This is a genomic window from Anaeropeptidivorans aminofermentans (assembly GCF_940670685.1).
Lineage (GTDB): Bacteria > Bacillota > Clostridia > Lachnospirales > UBA5962 > Anaeropeptidivorans > Anaeropeptidivorans aminofermentans.
The window spans coordinates 927,184-949,246 of sequence record NZ_OW711693.1 but is presented as its reverse complement, the minus strand read 5'-3'; the positions used below and the strand labels follow the sequence as shown (position 1 = coordinate 949,246).

The 22,063-nt window shown below is 38.3% G+C and carries 16 protein-coding genes, 1 tRNA gene and 1 riboswitch; of the genes, 5 read left to right on the top strand and 12 right to left on the bottom strand.

The window, feature by feature from the left end; translation table 11 throughout:
• Positions 1-44: 44 nt before the first annotated feature.
• The 3 genes from NBX03_RS03860 to NBX03_RS03850 all read left to right on the top strand — a co-directional run bounded on the left by NBX03_RS03860 (position 45) and on the right by NBX03_RS03850 (position 3,465).
• A complete protein-coding gene (locus tag NBX03_RS03860) occupies positions 45-1,616 on the top strand; it encodes a VanW family protein (protein WP_250229458.1) in 1,572 nt (523 codons plus the stop codon).
• 356 nt (positions 1,617-1,972) lie between these two features.
• Entirely contained in the window at positions 1,973-2,689 is a 717-nt protein-coding gene (locus NBX03_RS03855; RefSeq protein ID WP_250229457.1) for a ZIP family metal transporter, read from the top strand.
• A gap of 437 nt (positions 2,690-3,126) precedes the next feature.
• On the top strand, positions 3,127-3,465 hold the full coding sequence (locus tag NBX03_RS03850; protein ID WP_250229456.1) for a helix-turn-helix domain-containing protein: 339 nt from the start codon (positions 3,127-3,129) through the stop codon (positions 3,463-3,465).
• 205 nt (positions 3,466-3,670) lie between these two features.
• Here NBX03_RS03850 and NBX03_RS03845 read toward each other — a convergent pair whose 3' ends face one another.
• Positions 3,671-4,096, bottom strand: a complete 426-nt coding sequence (locus tag NBX03_RS03845) for an FMN-binding protein (protein WP_250229455.1) — start codon at positions 4,094-4,096, stop codon at positions 3,671-3,673.
• 425 nt (positions 4,097-4,521) lie between these two features.
• On the opposite strand from NBX03_RS03845, the gene addB reads away from it, so the two are divergent.
• Positions 4,522-7,878 (top strand): helicase-exonuclease AddAB subunit AddB, encoded by a 3,357-nt coding sequence (gene addB / locus NBX03_RS03840; RefSeq protein WP_250229454.1) that lies wholly within the window; start codon positions 4,522-4,524, stop codon positions 7,876-7,878.
• 115 nt (positions 7,879-7,993) lie between these two features.
• A complete protein-coding gene (locus NBX03_RS03835; RefSeq protein ID WP_250229453.1) occupies positions 7,994-8,548 on the top strand; it encodes a GNAT family N-acetyltransferase in 555 nt (184 codons plus the stop codon).
• Between the two features lie 381 nt (positions 8,549-8,929).
• Here NBX03_RS03835 and grdD read toward each other — a convergent pair whose 3' ends face one another.
• The 11 genes from grdD to selA form a co-directional block, all read right to left on the bottom strand.
• Positions 8,930-10,090: a glycine/sarcosine/betaine reductase complex component C subunit alpha gene (grdD, locus tag NBX03_RS03830; RefSeq protein WP_250229452.1), complete on the bottom strand. Its 1,161-nt coding sequence runs from the start codon at positions 10,088-10,090 to the stop codon at positions 8,930-8,932.
• Between the two features lie 11 nt (positions 10,091-10,101).
• Positions 10,102-11,637 carry a glycine/sarcosine/betaine reductase complex component C subunit beta gene (grdC, locus tag NBX03_RS03825; protein ID WP_250229451.1) on the bottom strand — a complete coding sequence of 512 codons (1,536 nt, stop codon included), beginning with the start codon at positions 11,635-11,637 and terminating at the stop codon, positions 10,102-10,104.
• A 665-nt stretch (positions 11,638-12,302) separates the two neighbouring features.
• The gene (gene grdA / locus NBX03_RS03820) at positions 12,303-12,773 is read right to left on the bottom strand and encodes a glycine/sarcosine/betaine reductase complex selenoprotein A (RefSeq protein ID WP_250229450.1); all 471 of its coding nucleotides are present in this window, start codon (positions 12,771-12,773) and stop codon (positions 12,303-12,305) included.
• A 71-nt stretch (positions 12,774-12,844) separates the two neighbouring features.
• On the bottom strand, positions 12,845-13,162 hold the full coding sequence (gene trxA / locus NBX03_RS03815; RefSeq protein WP_250229449.1) for a thioredoxin TrxA: 318 nt from the start codon (positions 13,160-13,162) through the stop codon (positions 12,845-12,847).
• 253 nt (positions 13,163-13,415) lie between these two features.
• Positions 13,416-14,360, bottom strand: coding sequence for a thioredoxin-disulfide reductase (gene trxB, locus NBX03_RS03810; protein ID WP_250229448.1), 945 nt, complete (start codon positions 14,358-14,360; stop codon positions 13,416-13,418).
• A gap of 133 nt (positions 14,361-14,493) precedes the next feature.
• Positions 14,494-15,801, bottom strand: coding sequence for a glycine reductase complex selenoprotein B (gene grdB, locus NBX03_RS03805; protein ID WP_250229447.1), 1,308 nt, complete (start codon positions 15,799-15,801; stop codon positions 14,494-14,496).
• Between the two features lie 18 nt (positions 15,802-15,819).
• Positions 15,820-17,100, bottom strand: a complete 1,281-nt coding sequence (locus tag NBX03_RS03800) for a glycine/sarcosine/betaine reductase component B subunit (protein ID WP_250229446.1) — start codon at positions 17,098-17,100, stop codon at positions 15,820-15,822.
• 85 nt (positions 17,101-17,185) lie between these two features.
• On the bottom strand, positions 17,186-17,560 hold the full coding sequence (locus NBX03_RS03795) for a GrdX family protein (protein ID WP_250229445.1): 375 nt from the start codon (positions 17,558-17,560) through the stop codon (positions 17,186-17,188).
• A 392-nt stretch (positions 17,561-17,952) separates the two neighbouring features.
• Positions 17,953-18,055: riboswitch (glycine riboswitch) on the bottom strand.
• Between the two features lie 29 nt (positions 18,056-18,084).
• Positions 18,085-18,182 (bottom strand) — tRNA-Sec (locus NBX03_RS03790).
• 582 nt (positions 18,183-18,764) lie between these two features.
• Positions 18,765-20,663 (bottom strand): selenocysteine-specific translation elongation factor, encoded by a 1,899-nt coding sequence (selB, locus tag NBX03_RS03785; RefSeq protein WP_250229444.1) that lies wholly within the window; start codon positions 20,661-20,663, stop codon positions 18,765-18,767.
• The gene (gene selA / locus NBX03_RS03780) at positions 20,663-22,057 is read right to left on the bottom strand and encodes an L-seryl-tRNA(Sec) selenium transferase (protein ID WP_250229443.1); all 1,395 of its coding nucleotides are present in this window, start codon (positions 22,055-22,057) and stop codon (positions 20,663-20,665) included. Before selA ends, selB begins: the two co-directional genes overlap by 1 nt.
• Positions 22,058-22,063: the final 6 nt, after the last annotated feature.

Here is a 22,063-nt window from a genome sequence, read left to right as displayed (position 1 = left end):
AGCCTGAAGGCTTTTGGACTATGAATTTTAAGGAGAGAGTGTCAATGCCCAATAGTAATAGAACAAAAAAGAGGAGAAAAGAAAAACGCTCTTTTATGCTTCCCGTAAGCATCGCGTTTTTAATGCTGGCTCTTACCTCTCTGGTAATTGTAAGCTGTGAGGTAGTTAACGATATTAAATCAGATAAAGAAGCGGAAGAAATTAAAATCGCTGAAACAGATACAATCTACGATAATATTTACATAAATGATATCAATATAGGGGGATTAAAAAAGGACGAAGCCTTAACAAAGCTTGAAAATGAGCTGAATAAAACTTTTTCTGAAGAAAAAATAGGCTTTTCACACGGAAACGACCTTTTTGAATATATATTTACAGATTTTAAAGCCCAATACGATATAGAATCTGCCGTAAATGCTGCTTTTGAATACGGAAGGAAAGGCGAGCCCAAGGAAAGGCTTGAAAAAATAAACAACCTTGTTGAGAATCCTCTTAAACTAACGGCAGAATATGCTTATGACTTAAATTCCGTAAAGGAAAAGGCTTCCGCATTATCAGAAGCCATAAACAAAGAGCCTGTAAATGCTTCTTTGAAAAGAGAAAACGGCGTGTTTATAACTACGCCTGAAATTGCCGGAATAAAAGTAGTGGAAGAAGATGCCGTAAAAGCTATGGTTGAGTTTTTAGACAGCAAAAAAGGCGGCAGCATGTCTGTTCCTACAGCGCCTGTTGAAGCCCAATATACGGAGGAAAGCTTCCGAAAGGCTACTCAGCTTATAGGCACTTATCAAACGAAAATCGCCGGCGGTGCTGCCGGAAGGAATCAAAATATATACACTGCCGCAGATAAAATAAATGATTACGTAGTTTATCCGGGAGAAGTATTTTCAACGAACGCTGCCTTTGGGGAAATGACCGTCGCAAACGGCTATTCCATGGCTCCTGTAATCATCGGGGGCGTTCTTGAAGACGGAATGGGCGGAGGCGTTTGCCAGGTTTCCTCGACTCTTTATATTGCCCTGCTCTATGCCGAACTTGACATCGTAGAAAGGCAAAACCACTCTCAGAGGGTGGGATACGTTCCTGCAGCTTACGATGCTACTCTTGCGGGAGATTACATTGACCTGAAATTTAAGAATAATACGGATTATCCTGTTACTATAGAAACAGATATTACCGGAAATATCCTTACTGTAAACGTTTATGGATACGAAATACATAACGAAGGCCGCAGGCTTGAATTTTACAATACCCTTGTGGAAACCGTTCCCCCTCCTGCTGAAGAAGTCGTAGAGACGGAAGAGCTTCCCCTTGGTCAAAAGGAAGTTAAGGTAGAAGCCCTTGCAGGCACAAAATATAATTTATACAAAATAGTTTATGAAAACGATAAGGAAATAGCCAGAGAAAAGGTTAATTTAAGTTATTACAAGCCCCGCCGTTCCATAATTCGGGTAGGAATAGGCCCTGAGGCTCCTAAGTCGCCTGAGGAAGAGCCTTCAGAGGTTCCTCAAAGCACAACCCAAACCCCGCCGGAAGCGGTTCCTGAAATTCCTTCAGATACGCCTAATCATGAAACTCCTGTTGAGGAAACTGAGGTTCCGCCGATTATTGAATAATATTAAAGCTGTAATTAAAATGCCAATATAGATAAAATATTAAATATAGCAAAGGGAAGCTTAAAAGCTTAATTTTCTATTGTTTTAAGCTTCCTTTCCGCTGTTTTAGGTTTTTATAGTAAATTTCTTATAAAGTAGTAATAAAAACTGATTCATTAAAGACTTAAAAACACGGATTTCCTTCGAAAACAGTACATTTTTGAGCCTACATGAATATACGGTTTTGCTGCTGTTCTATTTAAATTTACTGTAACTATATGGATAATGGCATAAACTATTGCTCAAATTTTAATCTAAAGAAAGGAATTAAGCCTTATATGTTTACAAATGTATTGCTAACAGGCGTAGGAGTTGGAATGTCCACATTTATAGGCTCCTTATTGTCTTTTCCCATTAAAAAAATCACCCATAAAATGAATGATATCATTTTAAGCTTTGCCGCAGGTATCATGCTTGCAGCAACAGTATTCAGCTTAATTATTCCTTCTATGGAGCAGCCGAATTCAACCCTTTTTGCAACTATTGCAGGAATAGCCGCAGGCGCTTTTTTCATTACGATTCTTGATAAAGCTGTTCCCCATATCCATAATTACATAGAGCCTTCCCTGGCAGACACCGGAAACAGGGAAAGCCTCGACAAAGTAATATTATTTCTTCTAGCCATAGCCATACATAATTTCCCTGAAGGCCTTGCCGTAGGCGTAAGCTTCACAGGTGATAATATTGGCAATGCCTTATCCATAGCCATCGGTATATCCCTTCAAAATATCCCTGAAGGAATGATTACTATAATCCCTCTTATCGCTGCCGGTCTTGACCGTAAAAGAGCCATGATTATAGCCCTTATAACAGGCCTTACAGAGGTTTTAGGAACGCTTATAGGTTATGCAGCAATAAGCGTGTCTGCCGTTATCCTGCCCTTTATATTGGCTTTTGCAGGGGGTACCATGCTCTTTGTCATAAGCCATGAAATGATTCCCGATACCCACAGCCACGGATATGAAAATCAGGCGACCTATTCATTAATTGCAGGGTTTATCGTAATGCTTTGCATAGATTATTTATTTGCTTAATTATATTACAAACCAAAACCGCCCCCACAGGGCGGTTTTTAACTGTACTGAATTAGCTTATCTAGACCAACCTATATATAAGCAAACCGTAACAAAGCCATATATTCATGAGGATTTAAAATATGCTGTTTCTGAAGGAAAGCTGATTCCTTAAGGAATCGGCTTTTTTCCTTCTTTATGAGGAATTTACTATAGCCTTATATGCTATCGTCCTGTATAAGCTCATCGACTGTAATATCAAAGAAATTTGAAAATGCTCTAAGTTCGATATCTGTTACAAAACGTTGGCGGCTTTCTATTTGCTGAATCATATTTTTGTTTAAATCTATAAATTTCATATTTTTTCTCATTTGACATTTAGTGAAGGTCAACTGCCATTCGATTGTGTTCTATACTAGTTAATATGATAAACACTAATGTCAAAAAGGAGAATATTTATGTTTAAAAGTAAAAATGAAGATGGCTCATTAAATCTCAGCCCTAAAGCTTCATTGTTTCGGAAGGGGAAAACGCTTTCACAGCAAGATTTAGCAGAGCAATTGCAGTTACAAGAAATACATTTAAAAGAGTTGCGAGAGCAGTACAATTACACAAAGACGCAAATAGCCAATTATATTGGCGTAACAAAGCGTACATATTCAAACTACGAAAATGGAAAAACAAAGATTCCAGTTAAAGTTCTTATTAAGCTGTCTTATTATTACAATACAAGTGTAGATTATCTCATCGGGTTTACAGATGATCCAGTGCCTCATGAACGTAGGCCTCTCGAATAAGTATTTGCGATAAAGAAGGTCCGAAGAAAATTCTTCGGACCTTCTTTATCGCACCAGCCTAACAGGCGGTATTTGTTTTAAATGATTATACTTGTGAATACAAATAACATGTCAATTTATTTTTGCTCTAGCCTAAGCCTTTTAAAGCCTCTTACTTCTGTCGGAATAAAAGTAAATGGGCTATATTTTACTTTATTTATGTACTTTAATTCTGCTTGGCCTTTTCCAAGGCTTCTTCTATTGCTCCTACAAGCACCTGTCCCGTTACCGTGTTTTCCGATGGTATGTCTACTGTAAGAGACTGGGTTTCAAGTATTTCAGAGGCTATAATTTCCATAGTAGGCTTAAGAAGAGGATAAAAAACCTCCTGGCTCTCATCGATATTCTTAAGTGCAACCTTTGTTATCTTATCTTCCGAAACAGTAACCTCCACATCAGCGCTACCTTTGCTTAAATAAATCTCTGCAGTATATGTACCCGGCATGTATCTTACACTTTCCCCGGCATTGTCTTTATCTTTCGGCAGGAAAAACTTAATAAGCAGGAGTATAAGAATAATACCGGCAATGACGATTAATGCGGTTTTAATTATCTCCTTTAATTTAAGCACTATTATTTTAGTTCCGCCCATTATGAAGAACCTCCTTATAATTAAACATGTTATATTTTATTAGGGCAAAACCTAAATTATTCATATAGTTGCTAAACTTTAAAATAAGTTTAGTAACCCTATAGGGCGGCAGACTAAAAAACGATTTACAGTAAAACAGTTTTAATGCAGTAACAAAAATTTATTTTTTATAAACGGCTTAAATATATAGAATCGCTTATATTAAGCTATTCAAAATATAGGGTTTTTCTTACCGTAATTAAATTGTTTTACTACGTAAGCTTGCGCTTGTACTCGTTTTTAAGTTCAGTGAGTATAAACTATACTTTTGCAGCTATTTACTTTATAATTGAGAAAGAGAAAACGCATTTGCGTTTTCTCGTAATTATTGGAATATGGACCTTGATTTTAAATTAAGTCTTTATACTATAGAAAAAGGTGTTTTAATGAAAATGCAATATATTTTCGGAGGAGCCGGAACAGGAAAAACTGAAGAATGCTTCAAAGAGATGCTTTCTCTTTCTGAGGATAAATTTAAAAACATTATTTATATCGTCCCTGAGCAGTTTTCTCTGGAAGCCGAACGGAAACTTGCGGAAAAATCCAAAAACAAGGTTATCATGAATATTCAGGTGCTAAGCTTTCAGCGGCTTGCATACCATATGTTCAGCCAGACGGGAATAAAATCTCAAAAAAGCCTGGACGATACTGCAAAAGCAATGCTCATTCGAAAAATATTAAACATCCATAAAAATGAGCTTAAATTTTTTAAAAATACGAATATTACCCCCGGGTTTATCGATAAAATATGCGATTTAATAAAAGAATTTCACCAGTACAGCATAAGCCCCAACGATCTTTTAGATTCCTCCCGTAAAAATCAGCCTGAGGATATTAAACTATCGGATATTGCCCTGATATATTCCTCCTATTTAAGCTATATAGAAAATAATTATATCTCCATGGACGAAGCCTTGGATATTTTAGCCGTCAATATAAATCAGCTGGATTTTATAGAAGGCGCTTATATATGGATTGATAATTTTTCAGGTTTTACCCCTCAGGAGTACAAAGTAATCTCATCTTTATTAAAAAAAGCCGAAAAAGTAAGCATCAGCCTTACAGTTAGAACAGGGGATTTATATTATAGGGATTTAAAGCAGAACGATATATTCTTTGAGATTAAAAGAGCCGTAAACAAACTTACAGATATTTGTTCAAAAGAAGGCATAAAAATACTTTCTCCTCTTCTTTTGAAGGACTGTATCAGGCTTAAAGATGCCCCTGATTTGCTTTTTCTTGAGAAAAATTATTTTAATTACAGGCCGGTGAGATTTACAGGGGAGAATAAGAGAGTAAAAATCTACAGGGCCTTAACCCGTTACGATGAGGTTTCCATGGCCGCCGATAAAATCATAGAGCTTGTCCGCGATAAAGGCTATCAATATTGTGACATTGCAATCTTAGCGGCCGATATGAAGGCTTATGAAAATATGGTTGAAAGCATATTTAAAAGCTATCACATCTCATTTTTCATAGATTCCCGTATGGATATATCCGCCCACCCTCTTATAGAGCTTGTAAGAGCCGCCGTGGAAATTCCGGCAAGAGACTGGTCTTATGAAAGCATATTCCGTTTCTTAAAATCAGGGCTTATTCCCATGAATAAAGATGATATTGACATCCTTGAAAATTACGTTATCGCCTATGGCATAAAGGGCTATAAATGGCGCCTTCCTGAATGGCTCTACGGCTTTTCAAAAGACTCTTTATTTAATAAGGATAAGATTCATGAGCTAAAGAATGAAGCATGTAAATATATCAATTATTTTGCCGAGGGCATGAGCAAAAAAACAGCTCTTACTGGAAATGAATTTACTTTAAGGCTATATCATATGCTTAAGGAGCTGAATGTGAAAGAAAGCATGGAAGCTCTTTATGAAGAAGCTTATAATAAAGACGACAAGCCTCTTATGAAAAAACATCTGGGCGCATGGGAAAATTTATGTCAGGTCCTTGATAAAATTTCAGATATTTTCGGTGACATTCAAATGGACCTTTCTCAGTTTTTTGAAATATTTGAAACAGGTATTTTATCAAGAGATACGGGAGCAATCCCTCCCGTTAGAGACAGAGTTATATTCGGCGATATTTACAGAAGCCGTTTAGATGAAATAAAGGCTTTGATTGTTCTTGGTGTACTGGAAAACGAATTTCCCAAGGTAAAAAAGGACGACGGCATTTTAGGTGATAAGGACAGAGCCTCCCTTTCTGAAAAGGGTATAGAGCTTGCACCGGATAGTTTTCAGGCAATGCAAAATGATAATTTCCTGATTTATTCCGTGCTTGCAAGGGCAACGGAGCTTTTAATCCTCTCCTACCCTTCCTCTGACTTAGAAGGCAAGGCAATGTTTTCCTCTTTCGTTATTTCACGGATAGAGAAGCTTTTTGAAGACACAAACCTGGATTATTCAGGAGAAGAATTCATCTCCCTTCCTGAGCCCATGCTTGAAAAGGCGGCATTGGGAATACAGAACAGTTTAAAAGAGAAAAATATAAACAGCCTTTATAAAGCCCTTATTGAGTGGTATGAAAACAATACAAAATACGCAAGCTATATAAAGAAAATAAAGGAAATAGCCCATTCAAAAGGCCATGAAAGCCTAAGCCCTGAAACCACAGAAATGCTTTATCCAAGGGAAATTAAAACCAGTGTTTCAAGGCTTGAAAAATACGCTGAATGCCCCTTTGCCTTTTTCGCAAAATATAATCTGGGTCTTAAGGAAAGAAGTGAATATCAGGTAAGAAGCCTTGATATGGGAAACCTCTTCCACAGTATACTGGAAGAATTTTCACGGCTTATTTTTGAAAATAATATGGAATGGGGCAGCCTCAATCAAAGGGATATCGACCTATATACAAATAAAGCCATAAGCATTGTAAAAAATAACTTTAAAAGCGATATATTCCTTAATGATGCCCCTGCCACCTATGCTCTTCAGAGAGCCGAAAGAACAGCCAGAAAATCCATATGGGCATTAAGCCTTCATTTAAAAAGAGGAAGCTTTAAGCCTTACGGCGCAGAAATAGACTTTGGAATAAAAAGCCCCTTAACGGGAATAAAAATAGAACTTAGCGAAAAGCATATCCTAATGCTTACGGGAAGAATAGACAGAGTAGACCTGCTAAAAAGCGACGGTAAGGTATATGTTAAAATCATAGACTATAAATCAGGAAGCAAGGCCTTTAACCCCACAGATATCTATTACGGAATGCAGCTGCAATTGCTTCTTTATATCAATAGCCTCATTAAAAACGCAAAGGCCCTTTTTAATATTGAAACCGAAATGCTCCCGGGGGGAATATTTTATTTTAGAATAAATGACCCTGTGATTGAATATAATGAAAAAATTTCTCCTGATAATATTGAAAAATTCATATTGGAGCAATTTAAAATGAGCGGCCTTATATTGGGGGAAAGCACAGTAATAGAAGCATTGGATAACAGTATAGAGAAGTCCTCTCCCGTAATTTCCGTAAACAAAAATGCCAAGGGGGAATACACAAGCAGATCCGGTGCCATAGCCGATGAAAACACCTTTAAAAAAGCCATGGATTACTCTGTAGAAAAGGCCAAAGAAATAGGCAGGCATATGATCGGCGGAAGGATACTTCCCCTGCCCTTTAAAAAAGGAAACGCCACAGGCTGCGATTACTGTCAGTATAAAGGCATTTGCGCCTTCGACCCTAAGGAGAATCCGTATAATATTATTAAAAACAAAAATTCCTTTAACGAGTTTTAGCTCTATATATAGGGTAAGCCCTGCTCATACATTTTTCTTCGTAAAATGTATTCGTGAATAAAACTAAGCAAAGCTTAGTTTTATTCATCTTATATCTTATTTATTTGGAGGTATCATGAACCATTCAGGAACAAAAACAATAGTTACTGAAAGGCTTATTTTAAGGCCTTTTGAGATAAACGACGCAGAAGCTATGTTTAGAAACTGGGCAAATGACAGCGAAGTGACAAAATACCTCACATGGACCCCTCATAAAACCATCGACGAAACTATATCCCTTTTAAAATCATGGGCACAAAAATATAAAAGCCCCGAACATATGGCATGGGCCATATGCCTAAAGGAGAACAATGAGCCTGTAGGCTCTATAGACTTAACGGACCTTGGCATTATGAAAAAGGAAAGGGAAATAGGCTATTGCATCGGCAGAAGCTTTTGGCATAAGGGAATAATGACAGAAGCCCTAAGAGCCGTAGCAGCGTACGGCCTCAATCAGGCAGGCCTTAAAAGAATAACGGGAAGGCATATAGAAGAAAATAAAGCCTCCGGCGCCGTAATGGAAAAGGTGGGGTTTCAATTTATAGGCAAATCTAAGGATACTTTAGAAAAAAATAATACAAAAATCATACTGTGTCATTATGAACTTACGAAAGAGAGTCTTATACTTTAAAAAGGCAAGAAACGGTCTCTATCCTATCAAAAAACGGCCTTTATCACTTTTTATAGTATAGTTAATTTGCTTTTAATTCCGCCGCAAATATTTGGCCTTAAAGGGTCATAAATAAGAGAAAAGCAAATTGAAAATGCTGCTGTTTTATATTGATTCAATAGTAAATTTATCATAAAGAAGCAGCAAAAGCCTATTCCCATCAGGCTCAAAAACACGGATTTCCTTCGGAAACGGTATATTTTTGAGCCTTCGTGAATATACGGCTTTGCTACTATTTAACTTTAAATTTACTATAAGTATAAACTTTTCATAAAAAAGGAATAGAAATCTATTTATCAGAAAATGAAAACTACCCGCTGAGCGGGTAGTTTTCATTTTTAATTATTGTGTAATCCAGCCGTCTTTTTGAAGTATTTCCACTGCTTTTTCGCATTTGTCTTCTGGAACCAAAATAATCGGTCCTGTACAGCCCATACCGCTTTCAGCGTATATTCCTGCTTTCCAGAGAGCAGCAACGGCGTCTTCAAGGTCCATAACTTCAATGCCGGAAATCTGAGCTGTAACAACCTCTTTCGGAGGAGCAACAACCTCAGCTTCATCAGCCTTTGCAGCGGGCTTATTGGAAGCCTTTATTTTATCAAGGATTTCATTAAAACCTGCTTTTTCAGCCTTTTCAAATTCCTTGTGGGATATGTCGAAGAAATTGCCTCTTACAAGGTCTGCGGCATACTGGATAGCGCCTGAAATCACAGGTGCGCCGGAAGCTCTGGAGATAATCATAACGATCTGGTCATATCCTTTGCCTACGCCGGGGCCGTATCCAAAGCCAACGCTTTCATAGCTTCCGCCTGTTGTGAAGGAAGCAAGCATTTTAATTAGTACGTTTCCTGTAAGAGAATCGCATACTACTACGTCGGCAGCGCCTGTAAGAATGTCATTTCCTCTGAAAATACAGCCGCCGTCTGCTCTTTTGGACTCAGCAAAATTTATATCGTAGCCTCTTTCTTTAAGCTGTTTCAAGGCGTTATAAGTCTGCTGTGCGCCGTCTATATTTATAATACCTACCGTCGGATTTTTAACTCCGCAGGCTTTCGCTGCTATGATACCGTAAATAGCATTTTTAACCATTGCCGTTACGCGGTCTGTAGCAGATGTTCCTGTTGTTGTAGCGATAAAAAGTTCTTTCCCTGTTCCGGGTGTAATTGTTCTTCCTACTGTTGAAACGCCGATAGGGAACGGATAGTGCATTGTTACTGCTCCGTCTACTTCCTTATTGGCAAGAAGTTCGTCCATTTTCTTATGGCAAGCTTCTTCGTTTTCTACTTCAACGGTAGTTACGCCATCCTCGTGAAGGCTTCCTATATAGCTTACATTGATACCGGATTTAGCGGCTCTTAAAGCTCCGGCCATAACCTCTGCTTCGCCGTGCTCGCTGCCTATACCTGTAATGGCTATATTAGGAATGCTTCCCATCTGACCGGTTAAAAGGCCATCAGCTACCTCGTTAAATATCTTAGCAATTACCTTTTCTACATTACTCAATGTATTCACCTCTATTCGGAAATTAAGCTGGAAGCAAAATCTTTCATAGCCTTTGCAATCATGTTTTTAATTTCTTCTTCGGAAACGCCGCCTGCTTGCTGAGTTTCACCTTTGTTTGCTTCTATAATGAAAGATACGCCGTCGAAAAGGTTTGTCATTCTTCCTAAGAAGAGGCTTCCTTTACCTACGATCATCGCGTTTTTAATTTTTCCTGCTAATATGTCTTCTTTTGCAAAGCCGATATATGGAACGCCTGAAGGAATATGACCCTGTGTAGGTGCCCAGCCTTCCATACCGTGCTTTTTAGCAAAGCCTGCAAGCTCAGCCTTTTCCATGTCGCCTCTCTTAACAGCAAGAGCGCCGATCATCTTATAGTTTGCCTCAGGAACATTACCTGCACCTGCCGGCTTCGTAATATCTGGATTCTGCATTTCAGGAGAGTATTTATCAACATCTGTTATTTTAAGGCCTGCTCTTTCAAGAGGATCGGCAACAAGTGAAGAAATAACAGCCTGTGGTGATGAACCTGTTCCAACAGTATGTCTTCCTAAGATGTCTAAATTAACAATGGGATTAACGCCGTCATCAGCAGTTACTAATACTGCAAAGCCGCCTAATACGTCTTCTAATACAGGCATGCCCTTTTTAACGTGGTCTTTACCGTTCATACCAAGCTTTGCTGTACAGCCGCCTGCTGTAACGGCAACTGCCTTATAAGCACCTGATTTTACGAGAGAAGCAGCAAGAACCATAGCGTGAGCAGGAGCAGCACAGAAACCTCTTGTGTCAGAGCCTGTAGCTTTGGAAAGACCTGCGATTTCAGCAGCAGCCTTCGCAAAGTTACCGCCGCCTCTTTGGTTCATATCGCCGCAAGCTTCCTCGGAACAGTCGATAACATATTCAATTTCATCTTTAGCAACACCTGATTTTTCAACAAGGTGAAGAAGCGCAAGAACGCTTGTAGCCTTGGAAACAAGGTTTTCATGGATTACATGAGCTGAAAGGTTTGTGTCAACGTCATGGGCTCTTTTAACATAGCCTACTAATTCACCCATATGGTATAAAGGCTCTGAATGCTCTTCTTCAACAAATTTCTTTATTTCAGCAATCTCAACGCCTTCTTTAATTCTTGCAACAACGTCTTCGCCCATTAAAGGATGCTTTGCAAAAGCGTCTCTTGTTCTTGCTACGAAGCCCTTTTCAAGCTTTAAAAGGTCGAATGCGTCACATACCTGCATTAAAATTAAAAATTCGTCCTGAGGCATGATTTCGCCGAATTTGCCGTATCTTTCGCCGTTTGTAATAAGCTTGTCATACCATGGCATTTCAACTGCAGCTAATTCTTCAGGAGTTACGTTTCCGATATAAGCCTGATTTGGAAGATAATTTACGACGTCTTCATAGCTTCTTATGTGCTTATCAATTTCTTTTAAATATTCGCTGCCTGGATTAACAACTCTCTCAGTAGTCTGAGTAGTTCCGTTTTGAACAATCATATCAGGAGTATTAACGAGAATATAAGAGGTACCTTTTATTACGCTGTTCATAAAAATTCACAACCTTCCTCAATTATTTATTATGGAATAAAGGGTTATAGTTAACAAAGGTAAAAAGATACTTGCTAACTTTAAGGAGATGCTCACTTAAAAAACGATTTACAATCTTACGCTTATATCATTTTTCAAATGTGCTTAGTATAAACTATATATTAAGCTTAAATAGCTCATTGTTTTTTAATACTATTTGAAATTGAAGCTTCCATATGATATATATAGTAAATCTAAAGTTAAACAGTAACAAAACCATATATTTATAAAAGCTCAAAAATATACTGTTCCCCTGGAAAGATACGTTTTGAGTCTTTAGCAAATCTGTTTTTGTTGCTTCTTTATAAGAATTTACTATAGTAAACAAACTTCACAAGCAGCAAACGTTCCGGAATACAGCTTTCCATCCTTTTCTGATTTCAAGTTCGTTTACTACTGATAAATATAGTAAATTTAAAGTTAAATAGTAGCAAAGCCGTATATTCGCACAGGTTCAAAAATGTACCGTTTCCGAAGGAAATCCGTATTTTTGAGCCTGTTGGGAATAGGCTTTTGCTGCTTCTTTATATGAAATTTACTATAAAGAGTATATTAACATAAAGCCTTATCTCAAAAATGGTGATAGGCAGAGGATAACCACTGCCACACCACCATTCTCTTAGAGATTAGTACTTCGTAAACTCGTCTCTGATTCCCTGCATTTCTGAAGCGATTTCATCGACATCAAGTACCATTTCCATCATGCCAACTTGTTCATCATAAACTGCTTCATCTACTTCGGATTTAATTTCTTCTTCACAAACATGATATACCTTGAGTCCCAACTGAACTCCTGTTAATGGGCCTGCAAAAGTAGGATCACCTGCTGTAACGGTTTCAGCTGCAAGACCAGCAGCTTCAGCTTCCGCTGCACCAACAACTACAACCAGATTTTCTGGTCCGAATTGTTCAGCAAATTCCTTAACTCTCTTTTGATTTTCCAGGTCCATTGCACCGGCGGCAGTTCAGACAAAGCATTCTGTTGAAGAAAATACTACATCTGCACCGGCAGTCTTTACTACTTCTTCAATTGCAGGACCAGGAACACCATCTCTATCACCAATAATGATGACTTTCTTACCTTCTAAAAGGCTCATATGGATTCTCCTTTCTTATGTTGACTTTATATTATTAAACGCTAGTTGCGTAAAATAACCTGTTGCTGAAACTAGATGTGTTTCTGTACAAGAGCCTCAATGGCTTCTTCTGTACAGTCTTCTTTAATAAGCTCTTCAACTTTAGCGCCGTTTTCATAAATAGCCATAACGGGAAGGCCGAGAACCTTTTGTCCTATAGCAAGTCTTCTTGCTTTTGTTGTGTTAAGGCTGCAAAACTTTATTTTGTCGCCGTATTTGTCTGCTAATTCGTGTACGAAAGGCATAAGAGCTTTACATGGCTCGCAGCCGTCACCAAAGAAATCAACGAAAACTTTACCTTCTGCACCTAAAACCTCTGTTTCAAAGGTTGACTTATCAACTTCTAACATTTTAAATCCTCCTTATATTATCATTTTACTTAAAATTAAAATCTGCATTTGCAGTATAAAGTAAACTTCACTTAGGGAAGCAACAAAAAACTATTTTCATAAAAGACCTAAATAGATAAAAGCCCTATATTGAATCCGTTCAAAATATACGATTTGTTACCGCTTAATTTAAATTTACCATAGCTATTATTTATGTTATAGCCGTAAAACGGCCCCTTATTCAAAGTAAATATTGTAAAAATTTCAGTTTTGCTTAGCCTTCAAGATGCTCAAGATATTTTTCTACCTGAGTAGCGGCAATAGCTCCGTCGGCAGCAGCTGTAACAACCTGTCTTAAGCTCTTAACGCGGCAGTCACCTGCTACGAATACGCCCGGAACGTTTGTATGCATGTTTTCGTCGCCAATAATATAGCCGTTTTCCATAGCCACCTTGCCCTCGAAAAGCTGAGTTGTAGGTAAGAAGCCTACGAATACGAATAATCCGAAAATACCGTCTTCTTCGTCTGCAAAAATCTCTGTTTTTTCTCCGGTTTTAACGTTTTCAACGATCATGCTTGTCATAACGCCGTCTTCACCTTTAACTTCGGTAACAACGCTATCCCACATGAAATCCATTTTGGGGTTTTTAAATGCTTTTTCCTGAATGCTCTTAGCAGCTCTTAACTGGTCACGTCTGTGGATAATAGTAACTTTTCTTCCGAATCTAGTTAAGTACATAGCCTCTTCAACAGCAGAGTCTCCGCCACCTACTACGTAAATTTCCATATCTTCAAAGAATGCACCGTCGCAAGTTGCACAGTAGGATACGCCTTTACCAACGTATTCTTTTTCTCCTGGGCAGCCCATAGGTCTTGGGTTAGCACCTGTAGCAATAATAATACTCTTTGCAAGATATTCGCCTTTTGTTCCTGTGATTTTTTTGATTTCACCTGTGAAATCAACTTCTGTAATTGTGTCTGCGCATCTTTCTACGCCGAATTTTGCAGCTTGGTCTGTCATTCTCTTAATTAAGGAAGGGCCGGTCTCTTCCGGAAGAGAGCCTGGATAGTTTTCGATTTCATCGGTAATGGCTATCTGTCCGCCGTCCTTGCTTTTTTCAATTATAAGTGTAGAAATACGGCTTCTTCCTGCATATAAACCTGCTGATAAGCCTGCAGGTCCTGCTCCGAGAATAATAAGATCATAAACTTTACTCATATTAACCTCCTAATTGTCTTAAAATTTTTTTGTACCGACCTGCAAATGCAGCGCCGACATTTCCACAGAGCTTATCCTTTTAAGCTTCTATAATTCCCGGGGAAGCCCTGAGGCTCCCCGGGCTTAGTATTTGTTATTCAAATACTGTCTGGTCATCAACCTCTGTGGTTAATGCATTTAATGCTTTTGTAAGCATTTTTCTTCTGATATCTTTTTCCTCTTCCATAGTTAAGGCAGGGTTGCCAAGTGGATGAGGGATTGCTATAGCAGGAACGATTCTGTTCGCTCCAACTGTAAGGGAAATAGGAACAACTGTACAAATATGAACAACAGGAATGCCTGCTCTTTCAACTTCTTTAACCATCGTTGCACCGCAACGTGTACAGGTGCCTCAGGTGGAAGTAAGAATAACGGCGTCTACTCCGTCTTCTTTCAGTTTCTTGCCGAATTCAGAAGCAAAAGCTTTGGAGTTGGCAACAGAAGTACCGTTACCAGTTGTAGTGTAGAAATATTTGTATAATTTACCGATTTTGCCTTCTTTTTCAAACTCTCTTAAAACGTCAACAGGAAGAACTCTGTCGGAGTCTTCGTTTGCATAAACAGGGTCATAACCACCGTGAGCAGTTTCATAAGTTTCAGCTGTAAGGTCCATAACGCCGTCAATATCATATTCGCCGTACTTGGAAGCACTTGAAGATTCGATATGGTCTGGGTTTCCTTTTGGAACGATACCGCCGGAAGTTACAAGAGCGATTGTAGCCTTTGTAATATCCTTAACTGCTGGGTTTGGTGCTACTCTGTCGAAATCAGGCATAGGATACTCTGTTGTAAAAGGTTTGCCTGCAAGCTTCTTAACAAGCATAGTAACAGCTCTCTTAGCTCCGATTTCTTTTTCAAAGAAGTTCTTTCTGATTCCGTTAGGAAGGTATCCTTCCTCTGCTGAGGAACCGATAGCTTCACCTTTTGCAAGTTTAAGTGCAAGAGGAGCCATAACCTTAACTGCATCTCTCATGCCTGCAGCACTGTTTTTTGTAGAAACTACGTATACAGACTGCTTGAACATATCTGCGCCTGGGTTTTCTATATACATACCTGTTAAAACAGGGATATTAAGCTCGTTCTGAACTGCTTCTGCGATTGTACCGCAAGCAACGCCGTAACGGCCTGCATTGAAAGCTGGTCCAGCTATGAAGATGTCAGGATTCTGGGATTTTACCATATCAAGAACTTCTTTTTTAGCTGTCTCAAGGTTCTCGTTGAAATAAGAGTCACCGCAGATGATTGTTGCCGCTACTTCAGCCTGATCGCCGAAAGCCTGATTGAAAGCAAGACCTGGGCCAACAGGACCTTGTCTAAGCTCTGGTTTAATGTGAGCCATTTCCTCTCCGCCTATCTGAGCGAAGAACTGGTTAATATATTGAACTACTTTTATTTTACTCAATGTGCTTACCTCCTTTCTTTATCTAGCGCTTAATCTATTAAATCCGAGTTCGTTTGTTGCGCCTGTTATAGCCTGAAGCTCAACAGTGATGCTGCCGTCAGCCTTAAGGCTTCCGTCGAATCCGCCGGCAATTTTGTCAACGTAATCAAGCATACCTATAACTTTATCCATAGGGCCTAATTCGATAACTTCGTTTGCATTTCCGCCTGTAACAACTGCATCGGCAGCTGCGTCAGCATCGGCAAGAGACTGGCTCTTTCCGTCACGGCCTGCATACTCATCTGTTATAATAACAGTCTTAACGCCTTTAGCTTCAATCTTCTTGCAGTTCATAATAAGGTCTGTGTCGGGGTTACCAAAACCTTCCTGGCTTACAACAACGCCGTCAAGTCCTAAGAACTCAGCAAGCTTTGCGCTCCAGTCTGATGAACGCTCTTTATCCATAAGGTAAACGTTCTCGTTTGTGATTATAACGCCAACAAAGTTAAGAGTTTTGCCGTGAGCAGCAAATAATTCTTGAACAACTGGGTTATTTAAATGATGGTATGTTGTGTTCTTATCGCATGCAGAAACACAGTTACCGCTTATGATGGCACCGTCCATGATTTCTGTAGGATAAATTAATGTGGAAATTGTTCTCTTAGCGTCTACTCCGTAAACATAAGTGTCATGAAGAAGACCCTGGCTCTGAAGCATCTGAACATAAGCTACTCTTGGAAGCTCTGGATAGAGCTTAAGTCCTTCTGTAACTGTTGGTGTTTCAAATGTGTCAACAGAGTCTGGCGTAACGTTTCTTCCAAGCTCGCCAACGTGAGCTGTAATCTTAAGGCCGGCCATTCTTACGGCATGCTCATACTCATGCTGTTTTAAGCCTTCCACAGGTGCAATCACCATTACAAGATTGTTAAGCTTTGAGAAAGGTGTGTATTCGGCTCCAACACCGGACATATCGATAATACCTTCCTGGAAGCCTACAATTTTACCGGCAGTTACAACTGCACAGCCTTTAAGAACATGTGTCCTACCATTTCCAACTGTCTCTACCTTATTAAGTGTTCCTGGGAAAATACTTCCAGTACCGGAAACCTTTACCCTTGGTTCAAGAACGTCTTTAACAGGTGTAATACGAACGCTTTCACCCGGCTTTGCAATTTCGAAAGAAACTGAAGCGATGTGCTCGTCCTCAAGAACGATTTTTTCAAGTTCTTCTTTATTAATATGAAGAACGCCGTTCTCTACCTTTGAAACGTCGGAAAATAGGATATCGGTGATATTAATATACCCTAATTCTAATTTCAAAACACTTACCTCCCTTATATAATAATTTGAGGGTTAACCCTATTTGCAAACCCCTTTATAATACAGGCCGAAGCCGGTATCCCACTCAAAAAGAGGACATGCTGACAAGCGCCGACTCTGCAAGCGATAAATCAACAGTCTCAAAATCCTCTCTGCTTTTCTTATAAGTAAAATGTCTTTTAACAAACTTATCGCAGACTTCTATGCTAGTTTCAATTAAAATAAGACTTTCGTGGTCAAGCCCGCTTTTTTTCTTGGTGACAAATATGCTTTTTATTGTAGTTTCGCCGGGTTTTACACTTCCTGATAGGGGGTGGGTAAGTATCTTATGGCCGTCATGAACCATATCTCTTACCTTAACCATAATATCCCTTAAAGGGATATTATAAAATCTTATTTCAAAATCATCTTTATACTTGTTGTAGAGTGTTTCATTATTCGTAACACAGATAAAGTCCACTATATCCCTGCTTCCAGATTATTACTTAAGGCCTTGTTATACGGTAAAAACCCTAATTCTAATAGCCGTATAAATATTGTGCTACAAGCCCACTATAAGTATATCCTATTTTTTTATTATTAACAATTGTTCAAATATACGATTTATGCCATTTAATGTATTATTTGAACTTAAAATGTCTTTTAAACTCAAACATCAGCATTTTTTCGCCTCAAAACAAGGAAGTTCTGCCTCTTTGTTTTTTAACAAAAACCAGTTTTTTGCAGTAAAAATTTTATATTTGTAAATTTTTGGCTAATGCTTCAAGTAAAAAAACATAATAAAAAGCATCCCAGTATACAAACATATAAAAGTATACCCGATGCCTTCTCTGTTGGAACCCTTCAGAGTGTTGTCCCGCTATGGTTCTTTTGCCTGAGATTATCACTTATAGTCGGCAAACTATAAGCTTAAACCTTCGGCGCTATATGAAATAGTCTCTCCCATAGCTTTCATCCAAAACATATTTAATTTTAACCTCTAATTGGCGGAGGTATGTGGGAATCGAACCCACCTAAGCGGGTATAAGCCGCTATTACCGGTTTTGAAGACCGGAGGGCACACCAGCGACCCTTCTACCCCCATATCATATATAATAATGGTATCATGTTTTGTTATATTTGTCAACACGAACTATATGGTTTAAGTTATAGATATACCTTTAACTATAGGGTTTTCCATAAGTTTTATTGATAGAAAAACTGCACTCATATGCAATGTAACAATAACATATTTATATTTTTTTGTAAAGTAATAGCCTCCTAATTTTAGACAAAAACTTCACAATTTTTCTTCTTATGACAAATTATTAAAAAATCCTGCAAATTATATTTTCTACTATGCAAAATATTCATAGATATAAAAAATAGTGTAATTTTGTGATGCATCTTGTAGACAGTGTTCTGTATACCGCAGCTAGTATGATAGTCGACCAAAATCGTACTCTAAAAATTATCGGCATATATACTATTTTTTAATTAAGTATTTACTTTAAAAGGCTTAGTATACCATTACTAAAGATATTCTAAGCCTTTTATCCATTTAAAAAATATACTTTAGAAAAACTATCCTTTTTTATACTATGTTACCTTCGGCATTAATGTTTATATTTTCCTATTATTATTTCCGATAATTAAATTATAAAACCTAAAAGATTATACTTTCTTTACTTTTTAGTTAAAACCCTTGCGTCTCCGACCTTTTTCGTTATTTTTTTAGAATCCCAGTATTCTAAAAGAGCCACGGCATATTTTCTGGAAGCTCCTATTAAATCCCTGAATTCTCCTAACGTTATTGTACCGTTTTTTTCAATGTGTTCCTTCATTATTTTAAGACAGTTTTCATACACATCTTTATGAAAAAACATTTGCTTATCTATCATTACAAGGGTTCCCGCTTCCACAAGGGCCTCAAATATCTTTATTTTATTCCTGTCTTTTATGGGGTTTAAAATATCATCTTTATTCGGCACTAAAACGCCTGCATCCATATAGGCCTTTTCTATTTCGTCTGCAAGTTTTGAATGGAGAGGGTCAAACTGTACTTTAAAAGAAGCATCAGATACTAATCCATCAGCAAGAATTATTTTTTTATTTTCCGTAAGGGCTGATATTATTGCGTTGGCGGATAAATCGGGGGTTCCTCTAAATACCCTGCTTTTAAATTCCTCAAGGTTCATTCCCTTTTTATACATATTTCCCGAATGAAATTCCTTAAGGGCGGCAATGGCCTTTTTCCATATAAAATCATAATGGTCTTTTGAAATAACGGTTTCTTCGGGAAGCTCCACAATAAGCTTCTTATTTATAAGAGCAGAAACGGCATTTGAAAATTCTTCATCGCTTAGATTTGCTTTTCCTTTTATTTCAGAAAGTTTGGGGTATTCTTTGCTTCTTTCCTTGATAAATTCTTCCGTTCTTTTTTCACTGTCTCCTTTTTCAAGAATTTCAAGGCTTTGGATTATTTCCTTTTTATTTCTTGAATGCTTTTTAGGATTGGGATTAAGAACAAAGCCCCCTCCTATGGTTTCCATAGGAGAATAAAATCTCACGATATATCTGTCTGCGTATTTCAGTGCAATCTCTTCTTCAAGCCTTAGCTGGGCATAAGCCTGCTCCCCTTTTTTGATTTCTTCTTTATCAAGAAGGATAACTTTTGCAAGTACTTCCGATGAACCGTGATAAAAATGCACTCTGCTGTTATTTTTAATGGTTCTTTCCGTGTCTGCAAGCAGATTCAGCTTAACGTCAACCATGTAAGTATTTTCAAGGCTTCCAGGCTTTGCAATAACAAAACCTCTCTGAATCTCCTCTTTTTTAACGGAAGAAAGATTTATGGCAACCCGCTGGCCAGTATAGGCAGTATCTACATTCATATCATGTACTTGGATATTCCTGACCTTTGTTTCCAGCTCAGGTGTATAAATAACGGCGCTGTCTCCCTTATTTATCATGCCCTCTATTAAAGTTCCCGTTACGACGGTTCCAAAGCCGTCAATAGAAAACACCCTGTCTACAGGAAGACGAAAGCCTTTATTTAAATCCTTTTCTATAGCCTTTTCGCTTAATTCAAAGATACCCTTTTTAAGCTCTTCAAGGCCTTCGTTATTATATACTGAAGTTTCGTAAATAGGCGCATCTTCAAGGAAAGAGCCTTTCACAAGCTCTTTGATATCTTCTTTTACCATCTCTATCCAGTCACGGTCCGCCATGTCTATTTTGGTTATGGTAATGATGCCGCTTTTTATGCCCAGAAGCTTGAGTATTTCCATATGTTCTTTTGTTTGAGGCATAACGCCTTCATTTGCCGCTACAACAAGAAGGGCTATATCGATTCCACCGGAGCCGGCAAGCATATTTTTGACAAACCGTTCATGGCCGGGAACATCTATGATGCCTATTTTCCTGCCGCCTTCAAAATCCAGATGGGCAAAGCCAAGCTCTATGGTTATTCCTCTTTTTTTCTCGTCTTTAAGCCTATCCGTATCAATACCTGTAAGGGCCTTTATAAGGCTTGTCTTTCCGTGATCCACATGGCCGGCCGTTCCCATAATAACATTTTTCATTATTTCACATCCTGATTCATCTTCATTATGCAATCTGCTATATAGTCAAAATCCTCATCGTCTATGGTAAGAAGGTCCAGAATAACACTTTCTCTCGATATACGGCATATAATAGGCTTTTCAAAATGCCTTAAGCGCCTTTCTATTTCATTGGGGCTTAATATGGCATGGTTTATGGAGATAACTGCCGTATCAATTGTAAGCCCCGGCATAGAGCCTCCCCCAATTTGGCCTTTATCCTCTTCTATGGATAAATTAAGCTCCGGAGATTTTAAAGCTATAATCTCATAAAGCCTTTTTGCTCTTTCGTGAAGCTCATTTTTATTTGCAAGTATTCTTGATAAAATAGGAATGTTTTTTATGGCATTTTTCTCGTCGATATATTCTTTTAAGGTTGCCTCTAGTGCGGCAAGGGTCATTTTATCTATTCTGAAAGCTCTTGTAAGCGGATGCTTTTTCATTATGTCTATATATTTTTTTCTTCCTATGATGATTCCCGCCTGGGGGCCGCCTAAAAGCTTATCTCCGCTGAAACATATTACATCCGGATCATCTTCCACGGATTTTCTCACACAGGGCTCTCCGTAAATGCCGTAGGCTTCAAAATCTATCATCGCTCCGCTTCCAAGGTCATATACAAGAGGAATCCCGTGTTTTTTTGAAAGTTTTGAAAGCTCCTTAAGCTCTACTTCTTCCGTAAAGCCTATGAGCTTAAAATTACTTGTGTGTACCTTTAGCAATACACTATTTTCATTTATTTTATCTTCATAATCCGAAAGATGGGTTTTATTGGTGGTTCCTACTTCTACAAGCCTGCTTCCGCTTTGCTCCATGATATCCGGAACACGGAACTTGCCCCCTATTTCCACCTGCTCTCCCCTTGAAACAATAACGTCCTTATCCTTCGCAAGAGCAGATAAAATAAGAAGCACCGCAGCAGCATTATTATTTACTACAAGAGCGCTTTCGGCTCCCGTAAGCTTCAAAATAATATCTGTAACGGCATCGTAGCGTTCTCCTCTTTCGCCCTTTTCAATATCGTATTCAAGGTTTGAATAGCTTGAACTTATATTATATACGGCTTCGCAGGCGGCTTTTGAAAGCCTGCTTCTTCCGAGATTTGTATGAAGTATTGTTCCCGTGGCATTGATAACAGGCTTAAGGTTCATTTCCATATCGTCTTCAAATATGGAAAATGCCTTTCCTATAATGTCTTCTTTTAATACTTCTTCGGTCATGTTTCCTGATAAAATCTCGTTTCGGAAATAATCCAGAGATTTCCTCAGAGCGTCGGTCATCATGACACGGTTACCCTTTTTAATTTCCAAAATAACCTTCTCATCGGATAAAAGCTGATCCATTTTAGGAAGCTTTTTCAATAATTCCTTTGACATTTCTAT

Coding starts and splice junctions, on each gene's coding strand:
- NBX03_RS03860 (WP_250229458.1), top strand. CDS start 45: ATGCCCAATAGTAATAGAACAAAAAAGAGGAGAAAAGAAAAACGCTCT.
- NBX03_RS03855 (WP_250229457.1), top strand. CDS start 1,973: ATGTCCACATTTATAGGCTCCTTATTGTCTTTTCCCATTAAAAAAATC.
- NBX03_RS03850 (WP_250229456.1), top strand. CDS start 3,127: ATGTTTAAAAGTAAAAATGAAGATGGCTCATTAAATCTCAGCCCTAAA.
- NBX03_RS03845 (WP_250229455.1), bottom strand. CDS start 4,096: ATGGGCGGAACTAAAATAATAGTGCTTAAATTAAAGGAGATAATTAAA.
- addB (WP_250229454.1), top strand. CDS start 4,522: ATGAAAATGCAATATATTTTCGGAGGAGCCGGAACAGGAAAAACTGAA.
- NBX03_RS03835 (WP_250229453.1), top strand. CDS start 7,994: ATGAACCATTCAGGAACAAAAACAATAGTTACTGAAAGGCTTATTTTA.
- grdC (WP_250229451.1), bottom strand. CDS start 11,637: ATGAACAGCGTAATAAAAGGTACCTCTTATATTCTCGTTAATACTCCT.
- trxA (WP_250229449.1), bottom strand. CDS start 13,162: ATGTTAGAAGTTGATAAGTCAACCTTTGAAACAGAGGTTTTAGGTGCA.
- trxB (WP_250229448.1), bottom strand. CDS start 14,360: ATGAGTAAAGTTTATGATCTTATTATTCTCGGAGCAGGACCTGCAGGC.
- selB (WP_250229444.1), bottom strand. CDS start 20,663: ATGAAAAATGTTATTATGGGAACGGCCGGCCATGTGGATCACGGAAAG.
- selA (WP_250229443.1), bottom strand. CDS start 22,057: ATGTCAAAGGAATTATTGAAAAAGCTTCCTAAAATGGATCAGCTTTTA.